Here is a 23,203-nt window from a genome sequence, read left to right as displayed (position 1 = left end):
CAATCCGCTTGTTCCCGGATGCAATCCCGATATCCTGCGGCCATAGACAGAGCAGCACCGGCCCTTTCAGGATGGCAAGACATGGTTCGTGATCCCCGCTTCGACATTCTCTTCGAACCCGTCCGGATCGGGCCGGTCACGGCGCCCAACCGCTTCTACCAGGTGCCGCACTGTTCCGGCATGGGCTACCGCTATCCCAATGCGGAAGCCCGGCTGCGCGGCATGAAGGCGGAAGGCGGCTGGGGTGTCGTCTCCACCCAGGAGGCGGAAATCCACCCGACCTCGGACCTGACCCCGGCCAACGAGGCGCGCCTTTGGGACGACGGGGACCTTCCGGCCCTTTCCGCCGTCACGCAGAGCATCCACGCCCATGGCAGCCTCGCCGCCATCCAGCTCGTGCACAACGGCCTGCATGTCGCCAACCGCTTCAGCCGGATGATCCCGCTCGCCCCCTCCCATGTCATCAGCGACTGTCTCGATCCCGTCCAGGCGCGCGCCATGGACAAGACCGACATCGCCGATATGCGCCGCTGGTATCGCAACGCCGCGCTACGCGCGAAAAAGGCCGGCTTCGACATCGTCTATCTCTATGCCGGGCACGACATGAGCGTGCTTCAGCACTTCCTGTCCCGCCGCCACAACAACCGCTCCGACGAATATGGCGGCTCCTTCGAGAACCGGCTGCGGCTCTTCCGCGAGATCATCGACGACACGCGCGATGCCGTGGGCGATCGCTGCGCGCTCGCCATCCGCCTTGCGGTGGACGAACTGCTCGGTCCGGCCGGCATCACCTGCGAGGGCGAAGGCAAGGATATCGTGACGGCGCTCGCCGAATTGCCCGACCTCTGGGACGTCAACCTTTCCGGCTGGTCGAACGACAGCCAGACGGCTCGCTTCTCCGAGGAGGGCTTCCAGGAGCCCTATATCCGCTTCGTCAAGTCCGTCACGACGAAGCCGGTGGTCGGCGTCGGGCGCTATACCTCACCGGACAGCATGGTGCGGGCGATCCGCCAGGGCATTCTCGATTTCATCGGCGCCGCCCGCCCCTCCATCGCCGATCCCTACCTGCCGAAAAAGATCGAGGAGGGCCGCATCGACGATATCCGCGAATGCATCGGCTGCAACATCTGCACCTCCGGGGACAATACCAACGTGCCGATGCGCTGCACGCAGAACCCGACCATCGGCGAGGAATGGCGCAAGGGCTGGCACCCGGAGATCATCGCGACCGCCGAAGCGCCCGAGCCGGCCCTCGTCATCGGCGGCGGACCGGCGGGGCTGGAGGCGGCGCGGGCGCTCGCCCAGCGCGGCGTCGATGTCGTGCTGGCCGAAGGCGGCGGCGAATGGGGCGGCCGCGTCGCGCGCGAATGCCGCCTGCCCGGCCTTGCCACCTGGGGCCGCGTGCGCGACTGGCGCGTCGGCCAGCTGAATGTGCGCCCCAATGCCGAACTCTACCTGCACAGCCCGCTTTCCGCCGACGACGTGCTGCAATACGGCATACCCCATGTCGCCATCGCCACGGGCGCGCGCTGGCGCAGCGACGGCGCGGGCCGCACCCACCGCCAGCCCCTCGCCTTCCTGACGGAAGGCGCCGTCGTCTCACCCGACGCCATCCTTTCTGCCGGAGCGGACGCGGTCAGCGCCGACGGTCCCGTCGTGGTCTTCGACGACGACGGTTACTACATGGGCAGCGTCCTTGCGGAACTGCTTGCCAAGGCCGGCCATACGGTGACTTTCGTCACGCCGGAATCCCAGGTCTCCCCCTGGAGCCAGCACACGCTGGAACAGGGCCGCGTGCAGAAGCGCCTCATCGAGGTCGGCGTCCGCATCGTCACGGCCAAGGCGCTGGCCGGCCGCACGAAGGACCGGCTGGATCTCGCCTGCATCTACAGCGACCGGATCGAGACCGTCGACTGCGCCACGCTCGTGCCGGTCACCGCCCGCCTGCCGGACGAAACCCTCTGGCTGGAGCTGAAGGCGCGCGAAGCGGAATGGGCCGATGCCGGCATCCGCACGGTAACCCGCCTCGGCGACTGTCTCGCCCCCGGCATCATCGCCGCCGCCGTCTATTCCGGCCACCAATACGCCCGCACCTACATGGAGCCGGCCGACCGCGACCGCGTGCCGTTCCGGCGCGAGGATATCGCCCGGCTCTACTGAGCCGGCCCATCAACGAAAACAGCGCCGCGGCATGAACCGCGGCGCTGTGCGTTCAGGCGTTCAACCGCGACCGCTCAGGCGAGCGCCGGCAGCAACTGGTCGATGCTCTTCTTCGCATCGCCGTAGAACATGCGGGTGTTGTCCTTGTAGAACAGCGGATTCTCGATGCCGGAATAGCCGGTGCCCTGCCCGCGCTTGGACACGAACACCTGCTTGGCCTTCCACACTTCGAGCACCGGCATGCCGGCGATGGGCGAATTCGGATCTTCCTGCGCCGCCGGATTGACGATGTCGTTCGAGCCGATGACGATCACGACATCCGTGTTCGGGAAATCGTCGTTGATCTCGTCCATTTCCAGAACGATGTCGTAGGGCACCTTGGCTTCGGCGAGCAACACGTTCATGTGGCCCGGCAGGCGGCCGGCGACGGGGTGGATGGCGAAGCGCACGGTCTTGCCGGCCGCGCGCAGCTTGCGCGTCAGCTCGGAAACCGACTGCTGCGCCTGCGCCACCGCCATGCCGTAACCCGGCACGATGACGATCGAATCGGCATCGTTGAGCGCGGTGACCACACCCTCGGCGTCAATGGCGATCTGCTCGCCGGTGATCTCCATCTGCGGACCCGTCGTCGTGCCGAAGCCGCCGAGGATGACCGAGATAAAGGAGCGGTTCATCGCCTTGCACATGATGTAGGAAAGGATCGCACCCGAGGAGCCGACCAGCGCGCCGGTGACGATCAGCAGGTCGTTGCCCAGCGTGAAGCCGATGGCCGCCGCCGCCCAGCCCGAATAGCTGTTCAGCATCGACACGACGACCGGCATGTCCGCGCCGCCGATCCCCATGATCAGATGGTAGCCGATGAAGAAGGCGGCGAGCGTCATGAGCACGAGCGTCCAGGCGCCCGCACCGTTGACATAGAGGACCAGCAGGAGAAGCGAGAGCAGCGCCGCGCCGGCATTGAGCAGGTGCCCGCCGGGCAGCTTCTTCGCCTTCCCGTCCACCTTGCCGGCCAGCTTGCCGAAAGCGATGATCGAGCCGGTGAAGGTGACCGCGCCGATGAAGACGCCGAGGAAGACCTCGACCTTCATGATCGTGAGCTCCACCGGCTCCTTGTGGGCGAGGATCGCGGCAAAGCCGGTCAGCCCCGAGCGGGCGGCCTCATCGAGGCCGGCGACATTCGCCGCTTCGATATGGGCGTTGAAGCCGATGAAGACGGCGGCGAGGCCGACGAAGGAGTGAAGCGCCGCAACGAGCTGCGGCATCTCGGTCATCTGCACGCGCGAGGCGACGTAATGGCCGAGCACCGCGCCGCCGGCGATCATAAGCACGATGACGAACCAGTTGCCGACGCCCGGCCCGAAGACCGTGGCGACGACCGCAAGGCCCATGCCGACGATGCCGTACCAGACGGCGCGCTTGGCGCTTTCCTGCCCGGAAAGACCGCCGAGCGAGAGGATGAAGAGAACTGCCGCCGCGATATAGGCGGCCGAAACGATACCGATGGTCATGTCAGCTTCCCCCGATCACGACTTCTGGAACATGGCGAGCATGCGCCGGGTGACGAGGAAACCGCCGACGATGTTGATCGTGGCGATCAGGACGGAGAGCGCCGAAAGCAGCACCACCAGCCAGTTGCCGGAACCGATCTGCAACAGCGCGCCGAGGATGACAATGCCCGAAACGGCGTTGGTGACGGCCATCAGCGGCGTGTGCAGCGAGTGCGAGACATTCCAGATGACCTGGAAGCCGACGAAGCAGGCAAGCACGAAGACGATGAAGTGGCTCATGAAGGCGGAGGGCGTATAGGCCCCGACGATCAGGAGCAGCGCCGTGCCGACGGCGAGCAGCGTGAGCTGGCTCTTCGTCTCGGCCTTGAAGGCCGCGGTTTCCGCAGCGCGCTTTTCCTCCGGCGTCGGCTCCTTCACCTTTTCCTTCGGCTTTTGCACGGCGATGGCCGCGATCCTCGGCGGCGGCGGCGGATAGGTGATCGCGCCCTCGAAGGCGACCGTCGCCCCGCGGATCACGTCGTCCTCCATGTTGTGGACCACCTTGCCGTCCTTGCCGGGCGTCAGGTCCGTCAGCATGTGGCGGATATTGGTCGAATAGAGCGCCGAGGACTGGGCGGCCATGCGGCTCGGGAAGTCCGTATAGCCGATGACGGTGACGCCGTTGTCGGACACGACCTTCTGGTCGGCGACCGTCAGGTCGCAGTTGCCGCCGCGTTCGGCGGCAAGGTCGACGACAACCGAGCCGGGCTTCATCGCGGCCACCATGTCGGCAAGCCACAGCTTCGGCGCGTCACGGCCGGGGATCAGCGCCGTGGTGATGACGATGTCCACCTGCGGGGCAAGCTCGCGGAACTTGGCAAGCTGCTTCTCGCGGAACTCCGGCGAGGACGGGGCGGCATAGCCGCCCGTCGCCGCGCCGTCCTGCACGCCGCCGTCAAAGTCGAGATAGACGAATTCCGCGCCCATCGATTCGATCTGCTCGGCCACTTCCGGCCGCACGTCGAAGGCATAGGTCTGCGCGCCGAGCGAGACGGCGACGCCGATGGCCGCAAGGCCCGCGACGCCCGCGCCGATGACCAGCACCTTGGCCGGCGGCACCTTGCCGGCGGCGGTGATCTGCCCGGTGAAGAAGCGGCCGAAATTGTTGCCGGCCTCGATCACCGCACGGTAGCCGGCGATATTAGCCATGGAGGACAGGGCGTCCATCTTCTGCGCGCGCGAGATGCGCGGCACCATATCCATGGCGATGACATTGGCGCCCTTGGCGCGGGCCTGCTCCAGCAGTTCGCCATTCTGGCCGGGATAGAAGAAGGAGATCAGCGTCTTGCCCGGAGACAGGAGATCGATTTCGCCCGTCGTCGGCGGGCGCACCTTGACGACGACGTCCGACGCCGCGGCCAGCGCCGCCGCATCCTCGACCACCGTCACGCCGGCCGCGCGGTAGGCGTCGTCCGATATGCCGGCGCCGAGCCCCGCGCCCGCCTCGACAACGCAGCCATAGCCGAGCTTGGCAAGCTGGCCCGCGCTTTCCGGCGTCATCGCGACACGCGCTTCCCCCGTCGCTCTCTCCCTGAGAGCTCCAATCTTCGCATTCATTCCAGATATGCCCCCACTTCCATCGGCGTTGCGGCATCGCGCAGCGCCTCAACACAAACCGAACACCGCAAGACGGCGCTCCTCCACTTTCCTGCCTAGTGCATAGACGCGCGCATTTCTACCCATCTTCGACGCCGGAAGCGACAATTCCTGCATCGTGGACGACACCCCGGCAATCGGGATTTCCATGAAACTGTTTCAGCGCCGCGCCGGCGCGATCCCATGCCCCCGACATCGAGAGAATGAGAGGCCGTCACACATCTTGCCGTAACGGGAGCCGGCGGCGCAGAAATGCAAAACCGAGCACGAGGACGAGCGGCGAAAGCGCCGCGATCAGGCTCGGGCGATGCTCCACGAGCTTTTCCCAATGGGGCGTAAGGAAATCGCCGGTATAGAAGGGGTCCGCCGAATATTCGCACTGGATGAGCGCGCTGCCGCGCCGCACCATCTCGGCGTCGATGACGGAGACCATGTCATTCGCCTCGGCGCTGATGCTCGGCATGTCCCGCATGTGCAGCAGCAGCATCCGGGCGGCGGAGAGATAGGCGTGCGAACACTCGTTGAACGGGCTTGCCTCGTCCTCGATCGCACGCGGGGCAAAGCCCCAGAGACAGTAATAGTTCTGGATACGGGCGTGGTTGCGGAGCTTGCGGAAGACCGGATCGGATTCCTTCGCGCGGTCGGCAAGGCGCAGGATCGCGGCGTAGTGATCGTCCAGCACCAGCAAAGCGCCGTGCGACATGCTGGGAATGGCAAGGCCCGTGGCATTGGCGGAGGAGGCCCGACGGCCGTGCGCCTCGGCCTGCCCGGCCATCAGCGCGAGGCCGACGAGGAGAAAGAGCAAGCGCAACGCGGTTCTCCTGCGGGAAAGGGAATGCCGCGCGGCCGCGGCATTCCGGATCGTCGCGTCAGACGCCGGCGCGAGCCGTGCGATAATTGCCCGACCGCACGAGGCTCTTTTCGGCGAGATAGCCGAAGACCAGCGAGAGAACCGTCCACAGCGTCAACTGCAGGCCGACCGTCGCCAGACGGAAATCGTAGAGCGCCGTTGCCGGGAAGTTTTCCGGCACTTCGTTGATCGCCGGAAGCAGGCGGAAAACGATCGCCAGGAACACGACATAGGCAAGACCGGCGACGATAGCGCCGTTCCAGCGGCCGAGCTGCTCGGCCAGACGCCGGGCGAAGGCAACCGCCAGCGCCAGGGCGAAGATCGAGGCGGCCAGCACCACGAAGAACAGGCCTGTGCGCGCGCCGATCGTCTCGGGATCGCCGACGGCCGGCGGGTTCGGCGGGTATTTCAGGTCGGGAACCGCGACGAGCGCCACGAAGGCGGCCGCGCCGAGCACGAGGGCGAGCGCACGCGGACTAAGGCTCCCGACACGGCCGTAGAGGCCGGCAAAGACGAGCGAGAAGATGCCGCCCATGGCGACGCCATAGGCGAGAACGCCGGTCAGAAGACCGATGCCCGCCTGCGTCTCGCGGCTCACGGCCTCCGGCTCCTCGATGGCGCCCGCGGCCGGCGCTTCCGCCGCCGCCATCAGCTCCTCGAAGGCGATGGCCCGTTCGACCTGGGGTTCGCCATAGACACGGGCGAAGCCGAATGCCACAAGCCCTGCGATGAGGCCTGCCAGCATGCCCCGCAGCAAAAGATGACCAGACATGTCCGTCCCCTTAGTGGCAGGGGAAGCCGAGCAGGTGACGGCCGTCGTGCACGAATTCGTGAACTTCCAGGCCGGACAGAAGCTGGGCGGCGCCCTCTTCCGTGCTGACGAAGTAAAGCGCCAGCAGCATCAGCAGGCCGCCGAAAAGCGCCCAGGGAAAGAGTTGAGCGGCCGGAATCGGCGTGACGGCGACGCCGTGATTCAAAGTGATGTCAGACATGGTTTCCTCTTAGAATGCGCGTTCGTTACGAGATCTGTGTAATGGCACCCGAGGTCTGGCTTTCGCAAAGTGCGAATACAGTGGCGCGACCGCTCCAGAATTTCACTGGATTCCCAAGGTGACATCGATATCTATCAGCCGTGTTTCCGGCCTGTCAACGCAGGCGCGACGGCTGCTTGCGCTTTTACGGCATGGACGGGAGAGCCGGGGAGCGATGGCGCACCCCGGCCTGCCCTCAAAAGTCCCAATCGTCGTCTTCTGTGGCGACGGCTTTGCCGATGACGTATGAGGATCCTGAGCCTGAGAAGAAGTCGTGGTTCTCGTCGGCATTGGGCGAGAGGGCCGACAGGATGGCGGGGTTGACCTTGCACGCCTCGGGCGGGAACAGCGCCTCGTAGCCGAGGTTCATCAGCGCCTTGTTGGCGTTGTAATGCAGGAACTTCTTCACGTCCTCGGTGAGGCCCACCCCGTCGTAGAGCTCCTCGGTATATTTCGCCTCGTTGTCGTAAAGCTCCAGAAGCAGGTCGAAGGCGAAATCCTTGATCTCCTGGCGGCGTTCTTCCGACAGACGCTCGAGGCCACGCTGGAACTTGTAGCCGATATAATAGCCATGCACCGCCTCGTCGCGGATGATCAGGCGGATGAGGTCGGCCGTGTTCGTCAGCTTCGCCCGGCTCGACCAGTACATCGGCAGATAGAAGCCGGAATAGAACAGGAAGCTTTCCAGGAAGACCGACGCCACCTTCTTCTTCAAGGGGTCGCCCGAGGCGTATTGCTCCATGATCAGCGCCGACTTCCTCTGCAGGAACTCGTTCTCCTCCGACCAGCGATAGGCGTCGTCCACGTCCGGCGTCAGGCACAGCGTCGAGAAGATCGACGAATAGGACCGCGCATGCACCGCCTCCATGAACGAGACGTTCGACAGCACCGCCTCCTCATGCGGCGTCACGCTGTCTTCCATCAGCTTCACCGAGCCGACCCCGTTCTGGATCGTGTCCAGCAGCGTCAGGCCCGTGAACACACGGATCGTCAACTGCTGTTCCTGCGGCTTCAGCGTCGCCCAGGACGGGATGTCGTTCGACAGCGGCACCTTCTCCGGAAGCCAGAAGTTCCCCGTCAGGCGGTTCCACACTTCCAGGTCCTTGTCGTCCTCGACACGGTTCCAGTTGATCGCGCGCACCGCGCTCGCCGCCTTCGCGGTCTTCGTCTTCACATGGCTGTTCATGGTCTCACCAGAAGGTCAGGTCACAGGGCGCACGAAACGCAGCCCTGCACTTCCGTGCCGGACAGCGCCATCTGGCGCAGGCGGATATAGTAGATCGTCTTGATGCCCTTCTTCCAGGCATAGATCTGCGCCCGGTTGATGTCGCGCGTCGTCGCCGTGTCGCGGAAGAACAGCGTCAGCGAAAGACCCTGGTCGACATGCTGCGTGGCCGCCGCATAGGTGTCGATGATCTTCTCCGGGCCGATCTCGTAGGCATCCTGGTAGTAGTCCAGGTTGTCGTTCGTCATGAACGCCGCCGGATAGTAGACGCGGCCGATCTTGCCTTCCTTGCGGATCTCGATCTTCGAGACGATCGGATGGATCGAGGAGGTCGAGTGGTTGATGTAGGAGATCGAGCCCGTCGGCGGAACCGCCTGGAGGTTCTGGTTGTAGAGCCCCCCCTTCATCACCTCGGCCTTCAGCGCCAGCCAGTCTTCCTGCGTCGGGATAGGAATGCCGGCCTCCTCGAAGAGACCCTTCACCTTCTCCGTCGCCGGCAGCCATTCGGCCTCGGTATATTTGTCGAAATATTCGCCGGAGGCATACTTCGAGTTCTCGAAGCCCTTGAAGCTCTCACCCTTCTCCACCGCGATCCGGTTCGACGCGCGGATGGCGTGGTAGGTCACCGTGTAGAAGTAGATATTGGTGAAGTCGACGCCTTCTTCCGAGCCGTAATAGATGCGCTCGCGGGCGAGATAGCCGTGCAGGTTCATCTGGCCGAGGCCGATGGCGTGGCTGTCGTCGTTGCCCTTCTCGATCGAGGGGACCGAGGAGATGTGGCTCATCTCGGAGACCGCCGTCAGCGCGCGGATCGAGGTGGCGATCGTCTGGCCGAAGTCGGGGCTGTCCATGGCGGCCGCGATGTTCAGCGAGCCGAGATTGCACGAGATATCCTTGCCCATCTTCGAATAGGACAGGTCCTCGTTGAACTCGCTCGCCTCGCTGACCTGCAGGATCTCCGAGCACAGGTTGCTCATGGTGATGCGCCCGGCGATCGGGTTCGCCCGGTTCACCGTGTCCTCGAACATGATGTAGGGATAACCGCTCTCGAACTGGATCTCGGCGATGATCTGGAAGAAGTCGCGCGCCTTGATCTTCTTCTTCTTGATCCGGCCGTCCTCGACCATCTCGCGGTACTTCTCCGTCACCGAGATCTCGGTGAACGGCACGCCGTAGACCCGCTCCACGTCATGCGGCGAGAACAGGTACATGTCCTCGTTGTTCTTCGCCAGCTCGAAGGTGATGTCCGGGATGACCACGCCGAGCGACAGCGTCTTGATGCGGATCTTCTCGTCGGCATTCTCGCGCTTGGTGTCGAGGAAGCGCATGATGTCGGGATGGTGCGCATTGAGGTAGACCGCGCCCGCGCCCTGGCGCGCGCCGAGCTGGTTGGCGTAGGAGAACGAATCCTCCAGCAGCTTCATGACGGGAATGACGCCCGACGACTGGTTCTCGATCTGCTTGATCGGCGCGCCCATCTCGCGCAGGTTCGTCAGCGACAGCGCCACGCCCCCGCCGCGCTTGGAAAGCTGCAAGGCCGAATTGATCGACCTGCCGATGCTCTCCATGTTATCCTCGACCCGCAGCAGGAAGCACGAGACGAGCTCGCCGCGCTGCTTCTTGCCGGCATTGAGGAAGGTCGGCGTTGCCGGCTGGAAGCGGCCCGAGATGATCTCGTCCATCAGGTCGCGCGCAAGCTGCTCGTTGCCCCGCGCCAGCGTCAGCGCCACCATGCAGACCCGGTCCTCGTAGCGCTCCAGATAGCGCTTTCCGTCGAAGGTCTTCAGCGTATAGGACGTGTAGTACTTGAACGCCCCCAGGAACGTCGGGAAGCGGAACTTGCGGTCATAGGCCGCGTCGAACAGGTCGCGCACGAAGTTGAACGCGTACTGGTCCAGCACTTCCTGCTCGTAGTACCCCTCCGTCACCAGGTAATCCAGCTTCTCCCGAAGATTATGGAAGAACACCGTGTTCTGGTTGACGTGCTGCAGGAAATACTGCTTGGCAGCCTGCCGGTCCTTGTCGAGCTGGATCTGACCGGCATCGTCGTAAAGGTTCAGCATCGCGTTCAACGCGTGGTAATCAACCGCCGTAATCTCAGGCGTCTTCAATACCTTATCAACCGTCATCGTGTCCAATCGAGCCTCCTGCGATCACGAAAGCGCGCTGATCATGTCCGGGCGGAAACCGGCCCAGTGCTGTTCGCCGGCGATCACCACCGGAACCTGGCGGTAGCCGAGGCCCTGCACCAGCGCGAACGCATCCGCGTCCTGCGAAATGTCGACGACGCTGTAATCGATACCCTGGCGATCGAGCGCGCGCGTCGTCGCGGTGCACTGGACGCAGGCAGGCTTCGAATAAACGGTGATGGACATGGCTTTCCTCGTGTTTGGCAATTGGGCGCAGAAAATCGTCCGGTCATCCGCCGATGGCCGTTCGATCAGGTCGGAAGGATATGGAGACCGCCTTGCGGACGGCCGGATACGGGGGCGCCGCTTACTCGCGCGGAGGAACTGGAATCGAAACCGGCATGACTTCACCCCGAGGCATTTCTGCGGGACATCAGGGAAATCGCAGGGCCGCTCTCAACGCCCCTCGCTCGCCTGCCGGACACCCCGCCCGTGGACTTCGCGTACGAGGCGGGCTTCCGGCTCGCGGCATCCGTCCGCCTTCCATGGCATTTACGCCGCGGTGGCTCGTCGAACGGATGATGCCGCTTACAGTCAGGCGCAAACCCGGGTCGCCGCGGCCGTCATGGCCACACCGGGGGTCGCACCTCAGCCTCCGACCCGTTACGAATCGAAGGCACCTCGAACACAAGATATAGTAGACGAGGTAAAATTTGCGTCAATGACTATGACGCACCATCAACAGGTTCCTCGCCCTGCGACAGCGGCGCAGGGCGAGGCGCCGTTCAGCCGCGCCGGGCCGCATCGATGGCGGCGACGTCGATCTTCCGCATGGTCATCATGGCCGCGAAGGCGCGCTTGGCCTCGCTCCCGCCGGCGGAAAGCGCCTCCATCAGCGTGCGCGGCGTGATCTGCCAGGAAATACCCCATCTGTCCTTGCACCAGCCGCATTCGCTTTCCTGCCCGCCATTACCGACGATGGCGTTCCAGTAACGGTCGGTCTCCGCCTGATCCTCGGTGGAAATCTGGAAGGAGAAGGCTTCCGAATGCTTGAACACCGGCCCACCGTTGAGGCCGAGGCAGGGGATGCCCGCGACCGTGAACTCCACCGTGAGCACGTCGCCCTGCTTGCCGGAGGGATAATCGCCCGGCGCGCGATGCACCCCCGTCACCGCGCTGTCGGGAAAGACCTCCGTATAGAAGCGGGCGGCGGCCTCGGCGTCCTTGTCGTACCAGATGCAGATCGTGTTCTTCGCCATCATCCTGTTCCTTATCTACGGGTTCGTCGCCATCCTTTGCCTGAAGACATAGGCGGATGGCCGGATTTCTCCACTCCGGGCCTGCCTCTTGCAGCCGGATTGCCCGAAGGACGTACGGGGCCAGCGCGTTCCGACAGGTCCGCGAAGAAAAAATCGCAGGCTGGAAAAGCAATAGGGCGCTCGACCCTTGCGGGGAGCGCCCTATCGAACCCGGACGACGCGCGCAGCAGATGGTGCTGGTGCGGCAGGCGTCATCGATACGGGTGGTAGACGATAGATAGGGTGCGCCCCGGCCGTTTCAAGGGCATTTCACGGCTCTGTCGCCATCGACTGCAAGTGCATTGCGAACACGGCCCTTCATCTATAGGTTCTGCGCGCGGCAATTCGCTGTAAGAGCATTTAAGGATCAGGACATGGCCACGGGCACAGTTAAATTTTTCAACGGGGACAAGGGTTACGGCTTCATCACGCCGGAAAACGGCGCGAGCGATGTTTTCGTGCACGTTTCGGCCCTGCAGGGCGGTACGCTGAGCGAGGGACAGCGCGTCAGCTACGACATCGGCCAGGATCGCAAGACCGGCAAGTCCAAGGCTGAGAACGTCCGCGTCCTCTAATCTGCCTTCGGGATCGGCGGCGACAGCCCGCCGATCCTCCCATGGCGGGCGCGCCATCGCGCGCCGCATTCCGTCGCCCGGCGCGGGCGCGGGACCGGACGACATTCCCCGAATCACGCCCGGCGCATGGACACGGGCGACAGGCAGGCTGACCCGTGCAGGACGAGACGACCGCGGCCGACACGCCGACCCCGCGCATGTTCTCCTGGGCGCGCAATTCCACGATCTACCGCCTCGAACGGCGCATGCACACGGAAAAGCAGCTCTTCGACGCCATCGCGCGCAAGGCCCGCGAGAAATTCGAGGGCATCGGCGAGACGCAGGTGCGCATGCTGGCCGAAGCCGCCGTCAAATTCGCCTATGACATCAAGGCCCTCGACGACGAGGCCTATGCCGAGGCCGGCAGCCGCGCGGGCATGCGCAGCGGCCGCTCCCGCAGGGCCGTCGCCCTCAAGCTGACCCGCAAGGGCATCGACCGGGAAACGGCCGCGGCCGCCGTCGCCGGGATCGACGATCTCTTCGCCGCCCTCGTCCTCGCCCGAAAACGGGCCTTCGGACCGTTCCGCAAGGTGGACCTCGACGACAAGCGCAAGGCGAAGGAGCTTGCCGCCTTCGCCCGGGCCGGCTTCGCTTTCGAGATAAGCCGGACGGTGCTCGCCATGGCGCAAGAGGAAGCCGAAACGATCCTCGGCGCCGGCTCCCCCTTCTGAAACCTTTGGCGCTCCCGCGATACAAGGCTCTTCCATTTCGTTATATTTGATGAAATATAACGAAATGGAAGAGCGAGCGACCAGCGAAAGAGCCAAGCCCATGCCCACCCTGCCCCGCCTCAAATCCCATGGCGCTCCCCTTCCCCCGATGGCCATCCCCTTCACAGGGGCCGGCGAGGGGGCGGCGCGAACCACATCCCAGCGACTGCGGCTCTGCGATATTCCGTCCACCTTCCATTGCTCCATCGTCGGCACATGCCTGACGACGGGTGAACTCCGCCAGATCCTGATCAAGGCCGGGCTGGAGGATGCGCGCACCGCGACGGACCATGCGCTGCACGGCCGGGGCGTGCGCCTTGCCGGCCAGCGCGATCAGGCCGGCCGACTCCTCAACAAGGCGCTCGACAAGCGCCACGAGGCCAGCATCAAGCGCCTCCCCCGCAATGCGGACGAGGAAGAGCTTCGCGCCATCTGGCGCGACTGCTTCGACCGCGGCGACATCGCCGGCCCCTACTGGGCGCTGATGAGCCACCCGGCAAGCCCGGCCGCCCTGCTGCGCGACATCTTCGGCGAGGTGCATATGCTCTCGCACCTCGTCGGCAGCGCAAGCCGCCTCGACCTAGCCCGCCTGACCCGGCTGGAACGGCAGCTCGAACAGGAAAAGGCGCGCAGCGCGCGGCAGGAAATGCGCCTCAAGGCCGCGGCCGGCGAACGCGCCGCCTTCCAGCGCAGCGCCCGGCAGATGGAAGAGCGGCTCATCCACGCCGAGGCCCTTGCCGCCGCGCTCGCCCGCCCGGCCCGAACGGAAGACGCCTTGCCCGGACAGCGGGAAACGGAGGCGAGCCGCCTCGACGCGCTGTCCAGACGGCTGGCCGAGGCGGAAGAACGGGGCCGCGCCCTGCAGCGCGAGGTCGAGCAACTGCGCGACCTCAACGACGCGATCCTGCGGGAAAACGAGGCGCTGGAGACGGCCATCGCGACCCACCTCCAGCATGGCGTGGAAACGGCCCGGCCCGCCGGCCCGGTCCTCTATGTCGGCGGACGGCGCAATCTCTTCGAGCATCTGCGCGCCTATGCGGCGAGCCGTGACGTCACCCTCCTGCTGCACGACGGCGGCATGGAGGACAGCACCACGCTGCTGCCGGCCCTCGTCGGGCAGGCCGCGACGATCCTCTTTCCCGTCGACCATATCAGCCATTCGGCCGTCGGCCTCGTGAAGCGGCTGTGCCGCGATCAGGGCAAGCCCTACCTGCCGCTGCGCTCGGCCGGCCTTGCCAGCTTCCTCGCCGCCATCACCGGCGCGGGCGGCGCCTACGGACGGATCTGACGCTCCACGCATCGGCCGCAAGACCTTTACTGACGCCCGCGCTTGACCGCGAAGCGCGCGGGATGGGCGCGCCTGCGCCCGCTCCGCGCATGGCCTTTCTCCCCTTCCATCACCCGAAGATTCGCAAGCTATTCCTTTTGAACGAAAATCGTGCTTATATTGAATGAACGTTCAGCAAAATATGGGGAACGACATGAATGAGGTGATCCGCGATATCAGCGTTCCGAACGACTGGGACCGGAGCGGACTGCCGGGCTGGTGCTATCACAGCCCTGCTTTGCTCGAGCTGGAAAAGCAGCATGTCTTTCGCGAGCACTGGCAGATCGCCTGTCATGTCTGCGACATTCCCGAGGCCGGCAATTATCTTGCCCTCGACGTCTTCGGCGAGCGCGCGCTCATCCTACGCGGGCAGGACGGCGCGGTGCGCGCCTTCCACAATATCTGTCGCCACCGCGGCTCGCGGCTGGTGGCGGACGAGAAGGGCGCGTGTCGCAATGCGATCGTCTGTCCTTTCCACGGCTGGGTCTACAATCTCGACGGCACCTTGCGCGGCGCGGCGCGCCCGCGCAGCTTCCCACCGCTCGACAAGGACGAATTCGCGCTGAAGACGCTGGAATGCGAGGTCTGGCAGGGCTTCGTCTTCATCCGCTTCGCCCCCGGCCCGCAACCTTCCGTCGCCGAACAGATGCGCCCCTTCGAGGAGGAGCTTTCGCATTACCGCGCCGAGGAGATGGTGCCGGCCGGCGGCATCTGGACCCAGGAAAGCCCGGTCAACTGGAAATCCGTGCGCGACGTCGACAACGAGGGCTACCACGTCGCCATGGCGCATCCGGCGCTGCAGGACCTCTACGGCTCCACCTACTACGACGAGCCCTTCGTCGACGGTCTCTGCCGTTCCTTCGCCACCTACAATCCCCATGCCGGCCGGCGCTGGAGCGTGCGCAACTATGTGAATATCTCGCCGGAAAATGCGCGCCTGCCGGAACGGCTGCGCAAGGCCTGGATCTATTTCGGCCTCTTCCCGAACTGCGTCATCGCCGTGACGCCGGAAAGCGTGCAGTTCTACCAGGAATTCCCGCTTTCCCTCGGCAAGACGCTGCTGCGCGGCGGCATCTATCGCTACCGTGAGGAAGACCGTGCGCAGCGCCTCGCCCGCTATCTCGCCGCCCGCATCGACCGCGACACCCAGGCCGAGGACGTGCAACTCACCGTCTGGTCCAACGAGGCCATGACCTCCAACGCCTTCGCCGGCTTCTACCTGTCCGACCTCGAATACGGCGTACGCACCCACCACGACCATCTGCGCCGCGTGCTGCCGGTGGTGAACCTGAAGGATGCGCCGGAGGAAAATGCGATGGCGGCGGTCAATGCAGGACTGAAGGAATAGGCACGCACGAAGCCGGAGATTGCGCCCCATCCGCCCTTCTCATACCATCGCCGCCGCGCACCGGAGGCTGGCATGAGAACCGACTGGAACCTGATCAGGGCCATGATGAATGCCGCGATCGACGCCTGTGAGCGCATCGAGGCGTCAGGCTGCAAGGAGACCGACCGCGACGCGATGATCGAGGTCGGCGGTCGGCCGGTCAGCGTCCATGACCTGCTTGTCAGCGCCTGGACCTATCCCGAGAACATCCGCTACCGGATCATCCGCGACCGGCATGCCCGGGGAGCCGACCTGCCTTACGTGCCGGAAAGCGCCCGTATCCTGATCGCAATGGCGCAAGCGAGCGCGGAGCTGGTCGGGACGGGTGACGCCACGCCCGCCGGCACCGATATCCGGCGGATGATCGGCTGGTTCGAAGACCATCTCCCAACCGGGGTCGAGGCCGCCGTCGCCGCCAGAAGGAAGGCATAAAGCTCCTCCGGCACAAAAGGAGGCCCGCTTTCGCGGGCCTCAAACGTTTGGAGCAGGGAATGTGCGCTCCAAACAGGGTTCAGCCGTTCCACAGCTCTTCGCGGGTGAGGTCGTCCATCGTCAGTTCTATGCCGCGGCGCAGGATCGCTGCCATGTCGTCGATCTGGGCTTTCGTGATCGTCAGCGGCGGCGACATCACGCACATATGGATCAGCGGGCGCACGAGAAGGCCAAGTTCCTGGCAATGCCGGTCGATGCGCTTGCCGACTTCGAGGTCGAGCGTCAGCGGGTTGTTGCTGGTGCGATCGGCGACGCACTCGACGCAGGCCATCAACCCGAGGCCGCGCACCTCGCCGACCAGCGGCAGGTCCTCCAGCGCCTTCAGGCTCGCCTGGAAGTGATCCGACACCGCGCGCGTATGCTCCAGCAATCCGCCTTCGAGGATATCGAGGTTCTTCAGCGCCACGGCGCAGCCGACGGGGTGACTAGAATAGGTGAGGCCATGGGCGAACATCGCTTCGGAATGGTTCGAGCGTCGCAGCTCCTCGAAGAGCCGGCCGGCGATCATCACCCCGCCGAGCGGGAAATAGCCCGACGTCACGCCCTTGGCGAAGGTGATCATGTCCGGCTCGATATCGAAGACGTCCTTCGCCGCGAAGACATGGCCGAGGCGGCCGAAGGCCGTCACCACCTCGTCGGCGATGAAGAGGATATCGTTCTGCCGGCACAGCGCATGCATGCGCGCAAGATAGCCCGGCGGCGGCACGATGACGCCGCCGGATGCCATGACCGGCTCGGCGATGAAGGCGCCGATATTCTCCGCCCCCCGCGCCTCGATGACCGCGCGGAACTCCTCGACGAGAAAGTCGCAGAAGGCCTCGACGCTCATGCCTTCCGGCCGGCGGAAGGGATTGGGGCAGGAGAGCTTCACCACGAGGTCGGCGGCGCTGTCCATCCAGTCATGGTCGCGCGGCCGGCCGTTGAGCGAGGCGGAAAGATAGGTCGAGCCGTGATAGCCGCCTTGCCGCGAGACGATCAGCTTCTTCTCCGGCCGGCCCTTCACATTGTTGGCGAACTGCATGAAGCGCAGCGCCGTCTCGACGGCGGAGGAGCCGCCGGTCGTGTAGAAAACGTGGTCGACGCCCTCGGGCGCATGGCCCGCCAGCCGCGCGGACAGCACCGCCGAGGGCGCGTTCGTCGTGTACCAGGGCGAATTATAGGAAAGCTCCATGGCCTGCGCGGCCATGACATCTGCAAGCTCCCGGTTGCGATGGCCGGCATTGACGCACCACATGCCCGCGGGCCCGTCGATCAGCTTGCGGCCGGCCGCGTCCGTCACATAGATGCCCTCGCCCGCCTCGATGCGCCCGCGCGCCTCCGCGCCGATGGAGCCGGAAACCGGCCAGGGCTGCACCAGATGCCGCTCGGCGAGCCGGGTGAGATCGTCGACCGCCGCTTCATCGGCAAGCCCGCCGCCATTCGCCGTCTTCGCAATCGCCGCCATGCCCGTCTCCATCGGCTATTCAAGAAAGAGATTCTGGAACAACAATATGAAAGATCACTATTTTCTCATTCATATTGAATGTTCGTTCAATCAATATTGCAGAAACAGGGGTTGATTTCAACGGGGATTCGGGCGCATGCTGCATTCGGGAACACAAGCGCGCGCCGCAAGGAGCCGCACAAGCCGAAAAGGCGCAAGGATGGATATGGAAAACCGCACGCTCCGCGAGAGTTGTCGCCACGGGAACGCCCTGCGATGACGGCGGCGGCGCTTGGCCCTGCCGCAGACACGCCCTCTCCCGCCAGGCGCAGAGCCTGGATGCGGAGCGAAGAGGCCCGCGGCCTCGCCATGATCTCGCCGACCTTCCTCTACGCGCTGGCGGTGCTCTTTCTCCCGGTCCTCATCGTCATCGCCTACAGCTTCTGGACCCAGAACTATCTCGATATCGACCGCACCTTCACGCTGGAGAACTACCGGCAGGCCCTGACGGAGCCGATCTACCGCGACCTCTTCGTCCGCTCCTTGTGGATTTCGCTCACCGTCAGCGTCGTCACCGTCGCCTTCTCCTATCCCGTCGCCTGGTTCATCTCCTTCCACGGCGGCATACACAAGAACCTCTGGCTCTTCCTCATCACCGTACCCTGCTGGACGAGCTACCTGCTGCGCGTCATGTCGTGGAAGGTCATCCTCGGGTACGGCGGGGTCATGAACACCGGCCTCATCTCCATCGGCATCATCGACAAGCCGCTGACCTCGCTGCTCTACAATTCCAACGCCGTCGTCATCACGCTGGTGCATAGCTGGGCGGCCTTTGCCATCCTGCCGATCTACGTTTCGCTGCAGAAGATCGACCGCACGCTGATCGAGGCGGCGCGCGACCTTGGCGACAGCCGTCTCAAGGCCTTCTTCCGCGTCACGCTGCCGCTCTCGCTGCCCGGCGTCATCTCCGCCTTCCTGATCGTGATGATCCCCACCGTGGGCGACTACGTGACGCCGCGCCTCGTCGGCGGCAAGGACGGCGTGATGATCGCGACCGCCATCCAGGCGCAATTCGGCAAGGCGGCCAACTGGCCGCTCGGCGCGGCCCTTTCGGTGACGACCATGGTGCTCGTCTCGCTTGCCGCCGCCGCCGTGGTGCTGGCGCTGAAATTCACCGTGCGGAGGATCCGATGAGCCTTCTCACCAAGCGCCTGCGCCTCTTTCCCGTCCTGCCGGCCTATGTCGCCGTCTATTTCCTGTTCCTGTACCTGCCGATCCTGCTGCTGCCCGTCTTCTCCTTCAACAACGCGGCGACCACCACCTTCCCGCTCGCCGGCTTCACGACGAAGTGGTACGCCTCGCTCGCCGGCAACACGGTCATGCTGGAAGCGGCCTGGAACAGCCTCGTCGTCGGCATCTCCGTCTCGCTGCTTTCGACCGTGCTCGGCATCTGCGCGGCCCGCGCCATCACCCGCTACCGCTTCCGCGGCCAGAAGGCCGCCGCCGGCCTCATCATGGCCCCGCTCTTCCTGCCGGAGATCATCGTCGCCGTCTCGCTTTTGATGATCGTGCTGGCACTCGGGGTGGAACTGTCGCTTTTCACCGTCATCCTCGGCCAGACGGTGTTCTGCATCCCCTATGCCATGTCGGTGCTGGTCTCCGGCTTCGAGGGCTTCGACCGCAGCCTGGAGGAAGCCTCCTACGACCTCGGCGAAACCGCCCTCGGCACCTTCCGCCGCGTGACGCTGCCGGTGGTCGCGCCGGCCATCGTGTCGAGCCTGCTCGTCACCTTCACCATCTCGCTCGACGAATTCATCCTCGCCTTCTTCCTTTCCGGCACCGAGCCGACGCTGCCGGTCTATATCTGGGGCCAGCTTCGCTTCGCCGCCAAACTGCCCGGCGTGCTGGCGCTCGGCACGATCATGATCGTCGTCTCCATTGTCCTGCTCACCTTCGCCGAAACCCTGCGCCGCCGTGCCGAACGCCGCACGCAGATGGCCCATGCCCTGCCCTAGAGTTTACCAGGTTCATTCTGAACCTGGTAAACTCCAGATTCCCTTGTTTTCGTTTGTCTTATCGGGAAAACCGGGTCCCATTTTTCCCTGACAAACTCTAGGAGCCCCCCATGCCCGACCGCGCGATGATCCAGATCGAAAACGTGTCGAAGTTCTACGGCATCTACAAGGCGCTGGACGATATCTCGCTCACCATCGGCGAGGGCGAGTTCTTCTCCCTGCTTGGCCCCTCCGGCTGCGGCAAGACCACGCTGCTGCGCTCCATCGCCGGCTTCGAAACGCCGACGGCGGGTGAGATCTATATCGACGGCGCACCCTCCCTCGCCCTGCCGCCGAACCGGCGGCCGACCAACATGGTCTTCCAGAGCTACGCCATCTTCCCCCATCTCGACGTCTCGGAAAACGTCGCCTACGGGCTGAAGCGGCTAAAACTCTCGCCGCAGGAGGAAAGGAAGCGCGTTGCCGACGCGCTCGATCAGGTTCGCCTTTCCGGCCTCGGCCAGCGCAAGGCGCACGAGCTTTCCGGCGGCCAGCGCCAGCGCGTGGCGCTCGCCCGCGCGCTGGTGATGCGCCCGAAGGTGCTGCTGCTCGACGAGCCGCTTTCGGCCCTCGACAAGAAGCTGCGCGAGGAAATGCAGGTGGAGCTGCGCAGCCTGCAGAAGGCGGTCGGCATCACCTTCGTCCTCGTCACGCACGACCAATACGAGGCGCTGGCCCTCTCCGACCGCATCGCCGTCATGTTCGGCGGGCGCATCGCGCAGGTCGCCAGCCCCAAGGAGTTTTACCAGCGCCCGCGCACCCGCAAGGTTGCCGATTTCCTCGGCGGCATGAATTTCCTCAAGGCGAAGGTGCTGGGCGAGCAGGGCAACACAGTCTCGCTCGACGCCGCCCGCTTCGGCGCCGTCAGCCTCGACAAGCCGCAGGGCTTTGCCGCCACCGACGGCCACGTCACCGTCGGCATCCGCCCGGAGCGCCTGCGGCTCCTCTGGGACGACGACCGCGCCCCGCACGAGCTTTCCGGCCGCGTCGAGAACCGCGCCTATTTCGGCGAGGTGACGCACCTCACCGTGGGCGTCGACGGACTGGAACAGCCGCTTTCCATGGTCGAGACCAACAATTACGGCGCGGACGACCTGCCGATCGGCGCGGAAATCCGCCTGGCCTACGATCCGGAGGCGTTCGTGCTGCTGGCGGACGACGAGGCGGTGCGGCGGGTGTAGGCAGTAGGCAGTAGGCAGTAGGCAGTAGGCAGTAGGCAGTAGGCAGTAGGCAGTAGGCAGTAGGCAGTAGGCAGTAGGCAGTAGGCAGTAGGCAGTAGGCAGTAGGCAGTAGGCAGTGATGCTGTCCGAAGCCGCCAAGGCGTCAATCCCTATTGGCTACTGCCTACTGCCTAACTCCCCTCACCCTCAATACCCCGATTTGATCTTCTCGAATTCCGCGATCATCTTCTGCCGCAGTTCCGTCGGCATGGGCGACTGGAAGAGCGTGTTGGCGACGAAGGCGTCGACATCGGCATAGCCCTTGTCGGCAAGGACCTTCGGGTCGACCGCTGCCATGCCCTTGGCATTCGAATGGCCGTAACCCCAACTCTCGACCATATAGGCGGCAACGGCCGGGTCGGTGACGGCATTGAGATAGTCATAGGCAAGGTCCGGATTGGCCTCCGCGCCCTTCAGCCGCACATAGCCGCAGACCCAGGTGGAAAGCCCTTCCTTGGTGTCCTTGCGAATGGCAATGGGCTGGCCCTCGGCCAGAAGGGTGGTCGCCGTCTCGTTCCACGCCCAGGCGAGATCGACCTCGCCGCTCGCCATGGCCTGGCTGAGATCGGTATTGTCGGTCCAGTAGAGCCGCACGTTCTTGTGGACCTCGCGCAGGAAGGCGGAGGCCTCCTGGAACTGCGCATCGGTCATCGTCGTCCAGTCCTTGACGCCGATGGCGAGGCTCGCCAGCGCATAGGCGTCGTCGACATTGTCGCCGATGGAGACCCGATCCTTGAACTTCGGATCGGCAAAGGCCTTCAGCGAAGCCACCTCTTCCGGCTTCACCGTGTCCGTGCGGTAGGTCAGCACGGTATTGCCCCACTCGAAGGGGATGAACCAGGCCGTTCCGTCCGCAGAGGTCATCAGGTTCTTCATCGCCTTGAAGTTCGGCAATATGTCGTTCCAGGCGGCCAGCTTGCTCGTGTCGAGCGGCTCCAGCAGGCCAGCCTCGCGCCACTTCACGACGCTCTGCGAACAGGGATGCGCCACATCCGCCTTGAAGCCGGACCGCAGCTTCTGGAAGGCCTCCTCCTCGTCGCCGAAGAAGGAGAAGTCCGGCTCGCCGCCGTGCTTTGTCGCATAGGCGGGATGGAAGGCCGGGTCCTCGTAGCCCGACCAGTCGAAGACGGTCAGGCTATCGGCGGCAATGGCGGGAAGCGCGGTTCCGAAGGCGAGGAGCGCGGCAAGCGCCGCGATGGTATGGGTCCTGGCCGTGTTTGCAGTCGTCATGCCGTACTCCTCCCGTTTCGGGTTCCTATCGTGGTTTCGGTCCTTGCAAGGTGAGATGCGCCGGAAAGGCCGTGACGACGAAGGCGACGGCCGCCTCCAGCGCCTTTTCCCGCGTCGTGCCGTCGCCCATCATCAGGCGCAGCCAAAGCCCTTCCAGCATGGCGCAGAGCGAAAGCGCCATCGGCTCGGCCTCATAGGCATAGCCGCCTTCCGCCTTCAGCCCGGCGCAAAGCTGGATCACCGTTTCCTGATACTTCACGTCGCGCGCGCCGCAGAGCGCCTGATAGGTCGGCCGCGACTTCGCCTCGCCCCAGAAGGCGCACCAGGCGGCAAGCTTGCGCTTGGTGCAGATCTTGCGGTCGAAATCGGCATGCACGATGGCCCAGATACGGCTGGCAAGGCTCGGCCCGGCCCGTTCCAGGGCCGTGTTCCAGTGGTCGCCATATTCCTCCGACATATATTGCAGAGTGGCGACCAGCAGGTTTTCCTTGCTCTCGAAATGAAAGTTGACGATGCCGCGCGAAAGGCCCGCGCCATCGGCGACGTCCGCAAGCGTGGTGTCGGAATAGCCGCGCTTGGCGAGCGAATCGATCGTCGCCTCGATGAGCTGCTGCCGCCGCGTTTCCTTGGAGGCCTTGCGCCCCCGCTTCTCGCCTTCACCCTGCTCAGCCACGCCTGCCCGCATCTTCACCGCCGCCCTGTCCCTGGCATTGCCCGCAGCCTCACTCACGGGCGAACACCCGCGACCGGCCTGCCGCCGCGCTGATGAGCGGGACAATGCGCTCCGCTGTCAAGAACCTTCCGCATGGCGCTCCCGTCGTCATCGCCGCTTTCCTTCATGGATGGAAATTCTAGCGCATTATCAGGCGATTGCAACATCCTTGCTGAATATTCATTCAGAATATCTGGA

The 23,203-nt window shown here is 64.7% G+C and carries 21 protein-coding genes and 1 riboswitch; of the genes, 9 read left to right on the top strand and 12 right to left on the bottom strand.

Going from position 1 to position 23,203, the window contains the following annotated elements:
• Positions 1 to 81: 81 nt before the first annotated feature.
• On the top strand, positions 82 to 2,160 hold the full coding sequence (locus K8M09_RS20945) for an oxidoreductase (RefSeq protein WP_160788134.1): 2,079 nt from the start codon (positions 82 to 84) through the stop codon (positions 2,158 to 2,160).
• A 74-nt stretch (positions 2,161 to 2,234) separates the two neighbouring features.
• On the opposite strand, the gene K8M09_RS20940 is transcribed toward K8M09_RS20945, so the two are convergent.
• The 9 genes from K8M09_RS20940 to K8M09_RS20900 form a co-directional block, all read right to left on the bottom strand.
• Positions 2,235 to 3,668 (bottom strand): NAD(P)(+) transhydrogenase (Re/Si-specific) subunit beta, encoded by a 1,434-nt coding sequence (locus K8M09_RS20940; RefSeq protein ID WP_160788133.1) that lies wholly within the window; start codon positions 3,666 to 3,668, stop codon positions 2,235 to 2,237.
• Positions 3,669 to 3,683: 15 nt separating this feature from the next.
• Positions 3,684 to 5,264, bottom strand: a complete 1,581-nt coding sequence (locus tag K8M09_RS20935; RefSeq protein WP_160788132.1) for a Re/Si-specific NAD(P)(+) transhydrogenase subunit alpha — start codon at positions 5,262 to 5,264, stop codon at positions 3,684 to 3,686.
• Between the two features lie 253 nt (positions 5,265 to 5,517).
• Positions 5,518 to 6,114, bottom strand: coding sequence for a hypothetical protein (locus K8M09_RS20930; protein ID WP_160788131.1), 597 nt, complete (start codon positions 6,112 to 6,114; stop codon positions 5,518 to 5,520).
• A gap of 58 nt (positions 6,115 to 6,172) precedes the next feature.
• Positions 6,173 to 6,925 carry a CbtA family protein gene (locus tag K8M09_RS20925; protein ID WP_160788130.1) on the bottom strand — a complete coding sequence of 251 codons (753 nt, stop codon included), beginning with the start codon at positions 6,923 to 6,925 and terminating at the stop codon, positions 6,173 to 6,175.
• A 10-nt stretch (positions 6,926 to 6,935) separates the two neighbouring features.
• Positions 6,936 to 7,145, bottom strand: a complete 210-nt coding sequence (locus tag K8M09_RS20920) for a CbtB domain-containing protein (RefSeq protein WP_160788129.1) — start codon at positions 7,143 to 7,145, stop codon at positions 6,936 to 6,938.
• 235 nt (positions 7,146 to 7,380) lie between these two features.
• The gene (nrdF, locus tag K8M09_RS20915) at positions 7,381 to 8,370 is read right to left on the bottom strand and encodes a class 1b ribonucleoside-diphosphate reductase subunit beta (protein WP_229342486.1); all 990 of its coding nucleotides are present in this window, start codon (positions 8,368 to 8,370) and stop codon (positions 7,381 to 7,383) included.
• Positions 8,371 to 8,390: 20 nt separating this feature from the next.
• On the bottom strand, positions 8,391 to 10,538 hold the full coding sequence (gene nrdE, locus K8M09_RS20910) for a class 1b ribonucleoside-diphosphate reductase subunit alpha (RefSeq protein ID WP_229342475.1): 2,148 nt from the start codon (positions 10,536 to 10,538) through the stop codon (positions 8,391 to 8,393).
• Positions 10,539 to 10,562: 24 nt separating this feature from the next.
• The gene (gene nrdH / locus K8M09_RS20905; RefSeq protein WP_160787485.1) at positions 10,563 to 10,784 is read right to left on the bottom strand and encodes a glutaredoxin-like protein NrdH; all 222 of its coding nucleotides are present in this window, start codon (positions 10,782 to 10,784) and stop codon (positions 10,563 to 10,565) included.
• A 246-nt stretch (positions 10,785 to 11,030) separates the two neighbouring features.
• Positions 11,031 to 11,237: riboswitch (cobalamin riboswitch) on the bottom strand.
• Positions 11,238 to 11,323: 86 nt separating this feature from the next.
• Positions 11,324 to 11,797: a VOC family protein gene (locus K8M09_RS20900; RefSeq protein WP_160787484.1), complete on the bottom strand. Its 474-nt coding sequence runs from the start codon at positions 11,795 to 11,797 to the stop codon at positions 11,324 to 11,326.
• Between the two features lie 413 nt (positions 11,798 to 12,210).
• On the opposite strand from K8M09_RS20900, the gene K8M09_RS20895 reads away from it, so the two are divergent.
• From K8M09_RS20895 to K8M09_RS20875, 5 genes are all read left to right on the top strand, one after another.
• Complete coding sequence (locus tag K8M09_RS20895; protein WP_160787483.1) at positions 12,211 to 12,411, top strand: cold-shock protein; 201 nt, start codon at positions 12,211 to 12,213, stop codon at positions 12,409 to 12,411.
• A 155-nt stretch (positions 12,412 to 12,566) separates the two neighbouring features.
• Positions 12,567 to 13,121 (top strand): recombination regulator RecX, encoded by a 555-nt coding sequence (gene recX / locus K8M09_RS20890; RefSeq protein ID WP_160787482.1) that lies wholly within the window; start codon positions 12,567 to 12,569, stop codon positions 13,119 to 13,121.
• Between the two features lie 100 nt (positions 13,122 to 13,221).
• On the top strand, positions 13,222 to 14,448 hold the full coding sequence (locus K8M09_RS20885) for a DUF2325 domain-containing protein (RefSeq protein ID WP_160787481.1): 1,227 nt from the start codon (positions 13,222 to 13,224) through the stop codon (positions 14,446 to 14,448).
• Between the two features lie 193 nt (positions 14,449 to 14,641).
• Positions 14,642 to 15,835, top strand: coding sequence for an aromatic ring-hydroxylating oxygenase subunit alpha (locus tag K8M09_RS20880; RefSeq protein WP_160787480.1), 1,194 nt, complete (start codon positions 14,642 to 14,644; stop codon positions 15,833 to 15,835).
• Between the two features lie 72 nt (positions 15,836 to 15,907).
• Entirely contained in the window at positions 15,908 to 16,306 is a 399-nt protein-coding gene (locus tag K8M09_RS20875; RefSeq protein ID WP_160787479.1) for a hypothetical protein, read from the top strand.
• 79 nt (positions 16,307 to 16,385) lie between these two features.
• Here the strand turns inward: K8M09_RS20875 and K8M09_RS20870 are convergent, their stop codons facing one another.
• A complete protein-coding gene (locus tag K8M09_RS20870; RefSeq protein WP_160787478.1) occupies positions 16,386 to 17,810 on the bottom strand; it encodes an aminotransferase in 1,425 nt (474 codons plus the stop codon).
• A gap of 255 nt (positions 17,811 to 18,065) precedes the next feature.
• Here K8M09_RS20870 and K8M09_RS20865 point away from each other — a divergent pair, with 255 nt between their 5' ends.
• The 3 genes from K8M09_RS20865 to K8M09_RS20855 all read left to right on the top strand — a co-directional run bounded on the left by K8M09_RS20865 (position 18,066) and on the right by K8M09_RS20855 (position 21,024).
• On the top strand, positions 18,066 to 18,983 hold the full coding sequence (locus K8M09_RS20865) for an ABC transporter permease (RefSeq protein WP_160787477.1): 918 nt from the start codon (positions 18,066 to 18,068) through the stop codon (positions 18,981 to 18,983).
• Positions 18,980 to 19,804, top strand: coding sequence for an ABC transporter permease (locus tag K8M09_RS20860; protein WP_160787476.1), 825 nt, complete (start codon positions 18,980 to 18,982; stop codon positions 19,802 to 19,804). Before K8M09_RS20865 ends, K8M09_RS20860 begins: the two co-directional genes overlap by 4 nt.
• 125 nt (positions 19,805 to 19,929) lie before the next feature.
• Complete coding sequence (locus K8M09_RS20855; RefSeq protein WP_160787492.1) at positions 19,930 to 21,024, top strand: ABC transporter ATP-binding protein; 1,095 nt, start codon at positions 19,930 to 19,932, stop codon at positions 21,022 to 21,024.
• 186 nt (positions 21,025 to 21,210) lie between these two features.
• On the opposite strand, the gene K8M09_RS20850 is transcribed toward K8M09_RS20855, so the two are convergent.
• A complete protein-coding gene (locus tag K8M09_RS20850; protein WP_160787475.1) occupies positions 21,211 to 22,293 on the bottom strand; it encodes an ABC transporter substrate-binding protein in 1,083 nt (360 codons plus the stop codon).
• A 25-nt stretch (positions 22,294 to 22,318) separates the two neighbouring features.
• Positions 22,319 to 22,978, bottom strand: a complete 660-nt coding sequence (locus K8M09_RS20845; RefSeq protein WP_160787491.1) for a TetR family transcriptional regulator C-terminal domain-containing protein — start codon at positions 22,976 to 22,978, stop codon at positions 22,319 to 22,321.
• Positions 22,979 to 23,203: the final 225 nt, after the last annotated feature.

Origin of the sequence: Shinella zoogloeoides, assembly GCF_020883495.1 — a bacterium.
In the GTDB taxonomy this organism is placed as follows: domain Bacteria; phylum Pseudomonadota; class Alphaproteobacteria; order Rhizobiales; family Rhizobiaceae; genus Shinella; species Shinella zoogloeoides.
The sequence above is the reverse complement of the archived record's forward strand: the minus strand, read 5'-3'. Positions and strand labels throughout refer to the sequence as shown.

Coding starts and splice junctions, on each gene's coding strand:
- K8M09_RS20945 (WP_160788134.1), top strand. CDS start 82: ATGGTTCGTGATCCCCGCTTCGACATTCTCTTCGAACCCGTCCGGATC.
- K8M09_RS20940 (WP_160788133.1), bottom strand. CDS start 3,668: ATGACCATCGGTATCGTTTCGGCCGCCTATATCGCGGCGGCAGTTCTC.
- K8M09_RS20935 (WP_160788132.1), bottom strand. CDS start 5,264: ATGAATGCGAAGATTGGAGCTCTCAGGGAGAGAGCGACGGGGGAAGCG.
- K8M09_RS20925 (WP_160788130.1), bottom strand. CDS start 6,925: ATGTCTGGTCATCTTTTGCTGCGGGGCATGCTGGCAGGCCTCATCGCA.
- K8M09_RS20920 (WP_160788129.1), bottom strand. CDS start 7,145: ATGTCTGACATCACTTTGAATCACGGCGTCGCCGTCACGCCGATTCCG.
- nrdF (WP_229342486.1), bottom strand. CDS start 8,370: ATGAACAGCCATGTGAAGACGAAGACCGCGAAGGCGGCGAGCGCGGTG.
- nrdE (WP_229342475.1), bottom strand. CDS start 10,538: ATGACGGTTGATAAGGTATTGAAGACGCCTGAGATTACGGCGGTTGAT.
- nrdH (WP_160787485.1), bottom strand. CDS start 10,784: ATGTCCATCACCGTTTATTCGAAGCCTGCCTGCGTCCAGTGCACCGCG.
- K8M09_RS20900 (WP_160787484.1), bottom strand. CDS start 11,797: ATGGCGAAGAACACGATCTGCATCTGGTACGACAAGGACGCCGAGGCC.
- K8M09_RS20895 (WP_160787483.1), top strand. CDS start 12,211: ATGGCCACGGGCACAGTTAAATTTTTCAACGGGGACAAGGGTTACGGC.
- K8M09_RS20885 (WP_160787481.1), top strand. CDS start 13,222: ATGCCCACCCTGCCCCGCCTCAAATCCCATGGCGCTCCCCTTCCCCCG.
- K8M09_RS20880 (WP_160787480.1), top strand. CDS start 14,642: ATGAATGAGGTGATCCGCGATATCAGCGTTCCGAACGACTGGGACCGG.
- K8M09_RS20875 (WP_160787479.1), top strand. CDS start 15,908: ATGAGAACCGACTGGAACCTGATCAGGGCCATGATGAATGCCGCGATC.
- K8M09_RS20870 (WP_160787478.1), bottom strand. CDS start 17,810: ATGGCGGCGATTGCGAAGACGGCGAATGGCGGCGGGCTTGCCGATGAA.
- K8M09_RS20865 (WP_160787477.1), top strand. CDS start 18,066: ATGACGGCGGCGGCGCTTGGCCCTGCCGCAGACACGCCCTCTCCCGCC.
- K8M09_RS20860 (WP_160787476.1), top strand. CDS start 18,980: ATGAGCCTTCTCACCAAGCGCCTGCGCCTCTTTCCCGTCCTGCCGGCC.
- K8M09_RS20855 (WP_160787492.1), top strand. CDS start 19,930: ATGATCCAGATCGAAAACGTGTCGAAGTTCTACGGCATCTACAAGGCG.
- K8M09_RS20850 (WP_160787475.1), bottom strand. CDS start 22,293: ATGACGACTGCAAACACGGCCAGGACCCATACCATCGCGGCGCTTGCC.
- K8M09_RS20845 (WP_160787491.1), bottom strand. CDS start 22,978: ATGCGGGCAGGCGTGGCTGAGCAGGGTGAAGGCGAGAAGCGGGGGCGC.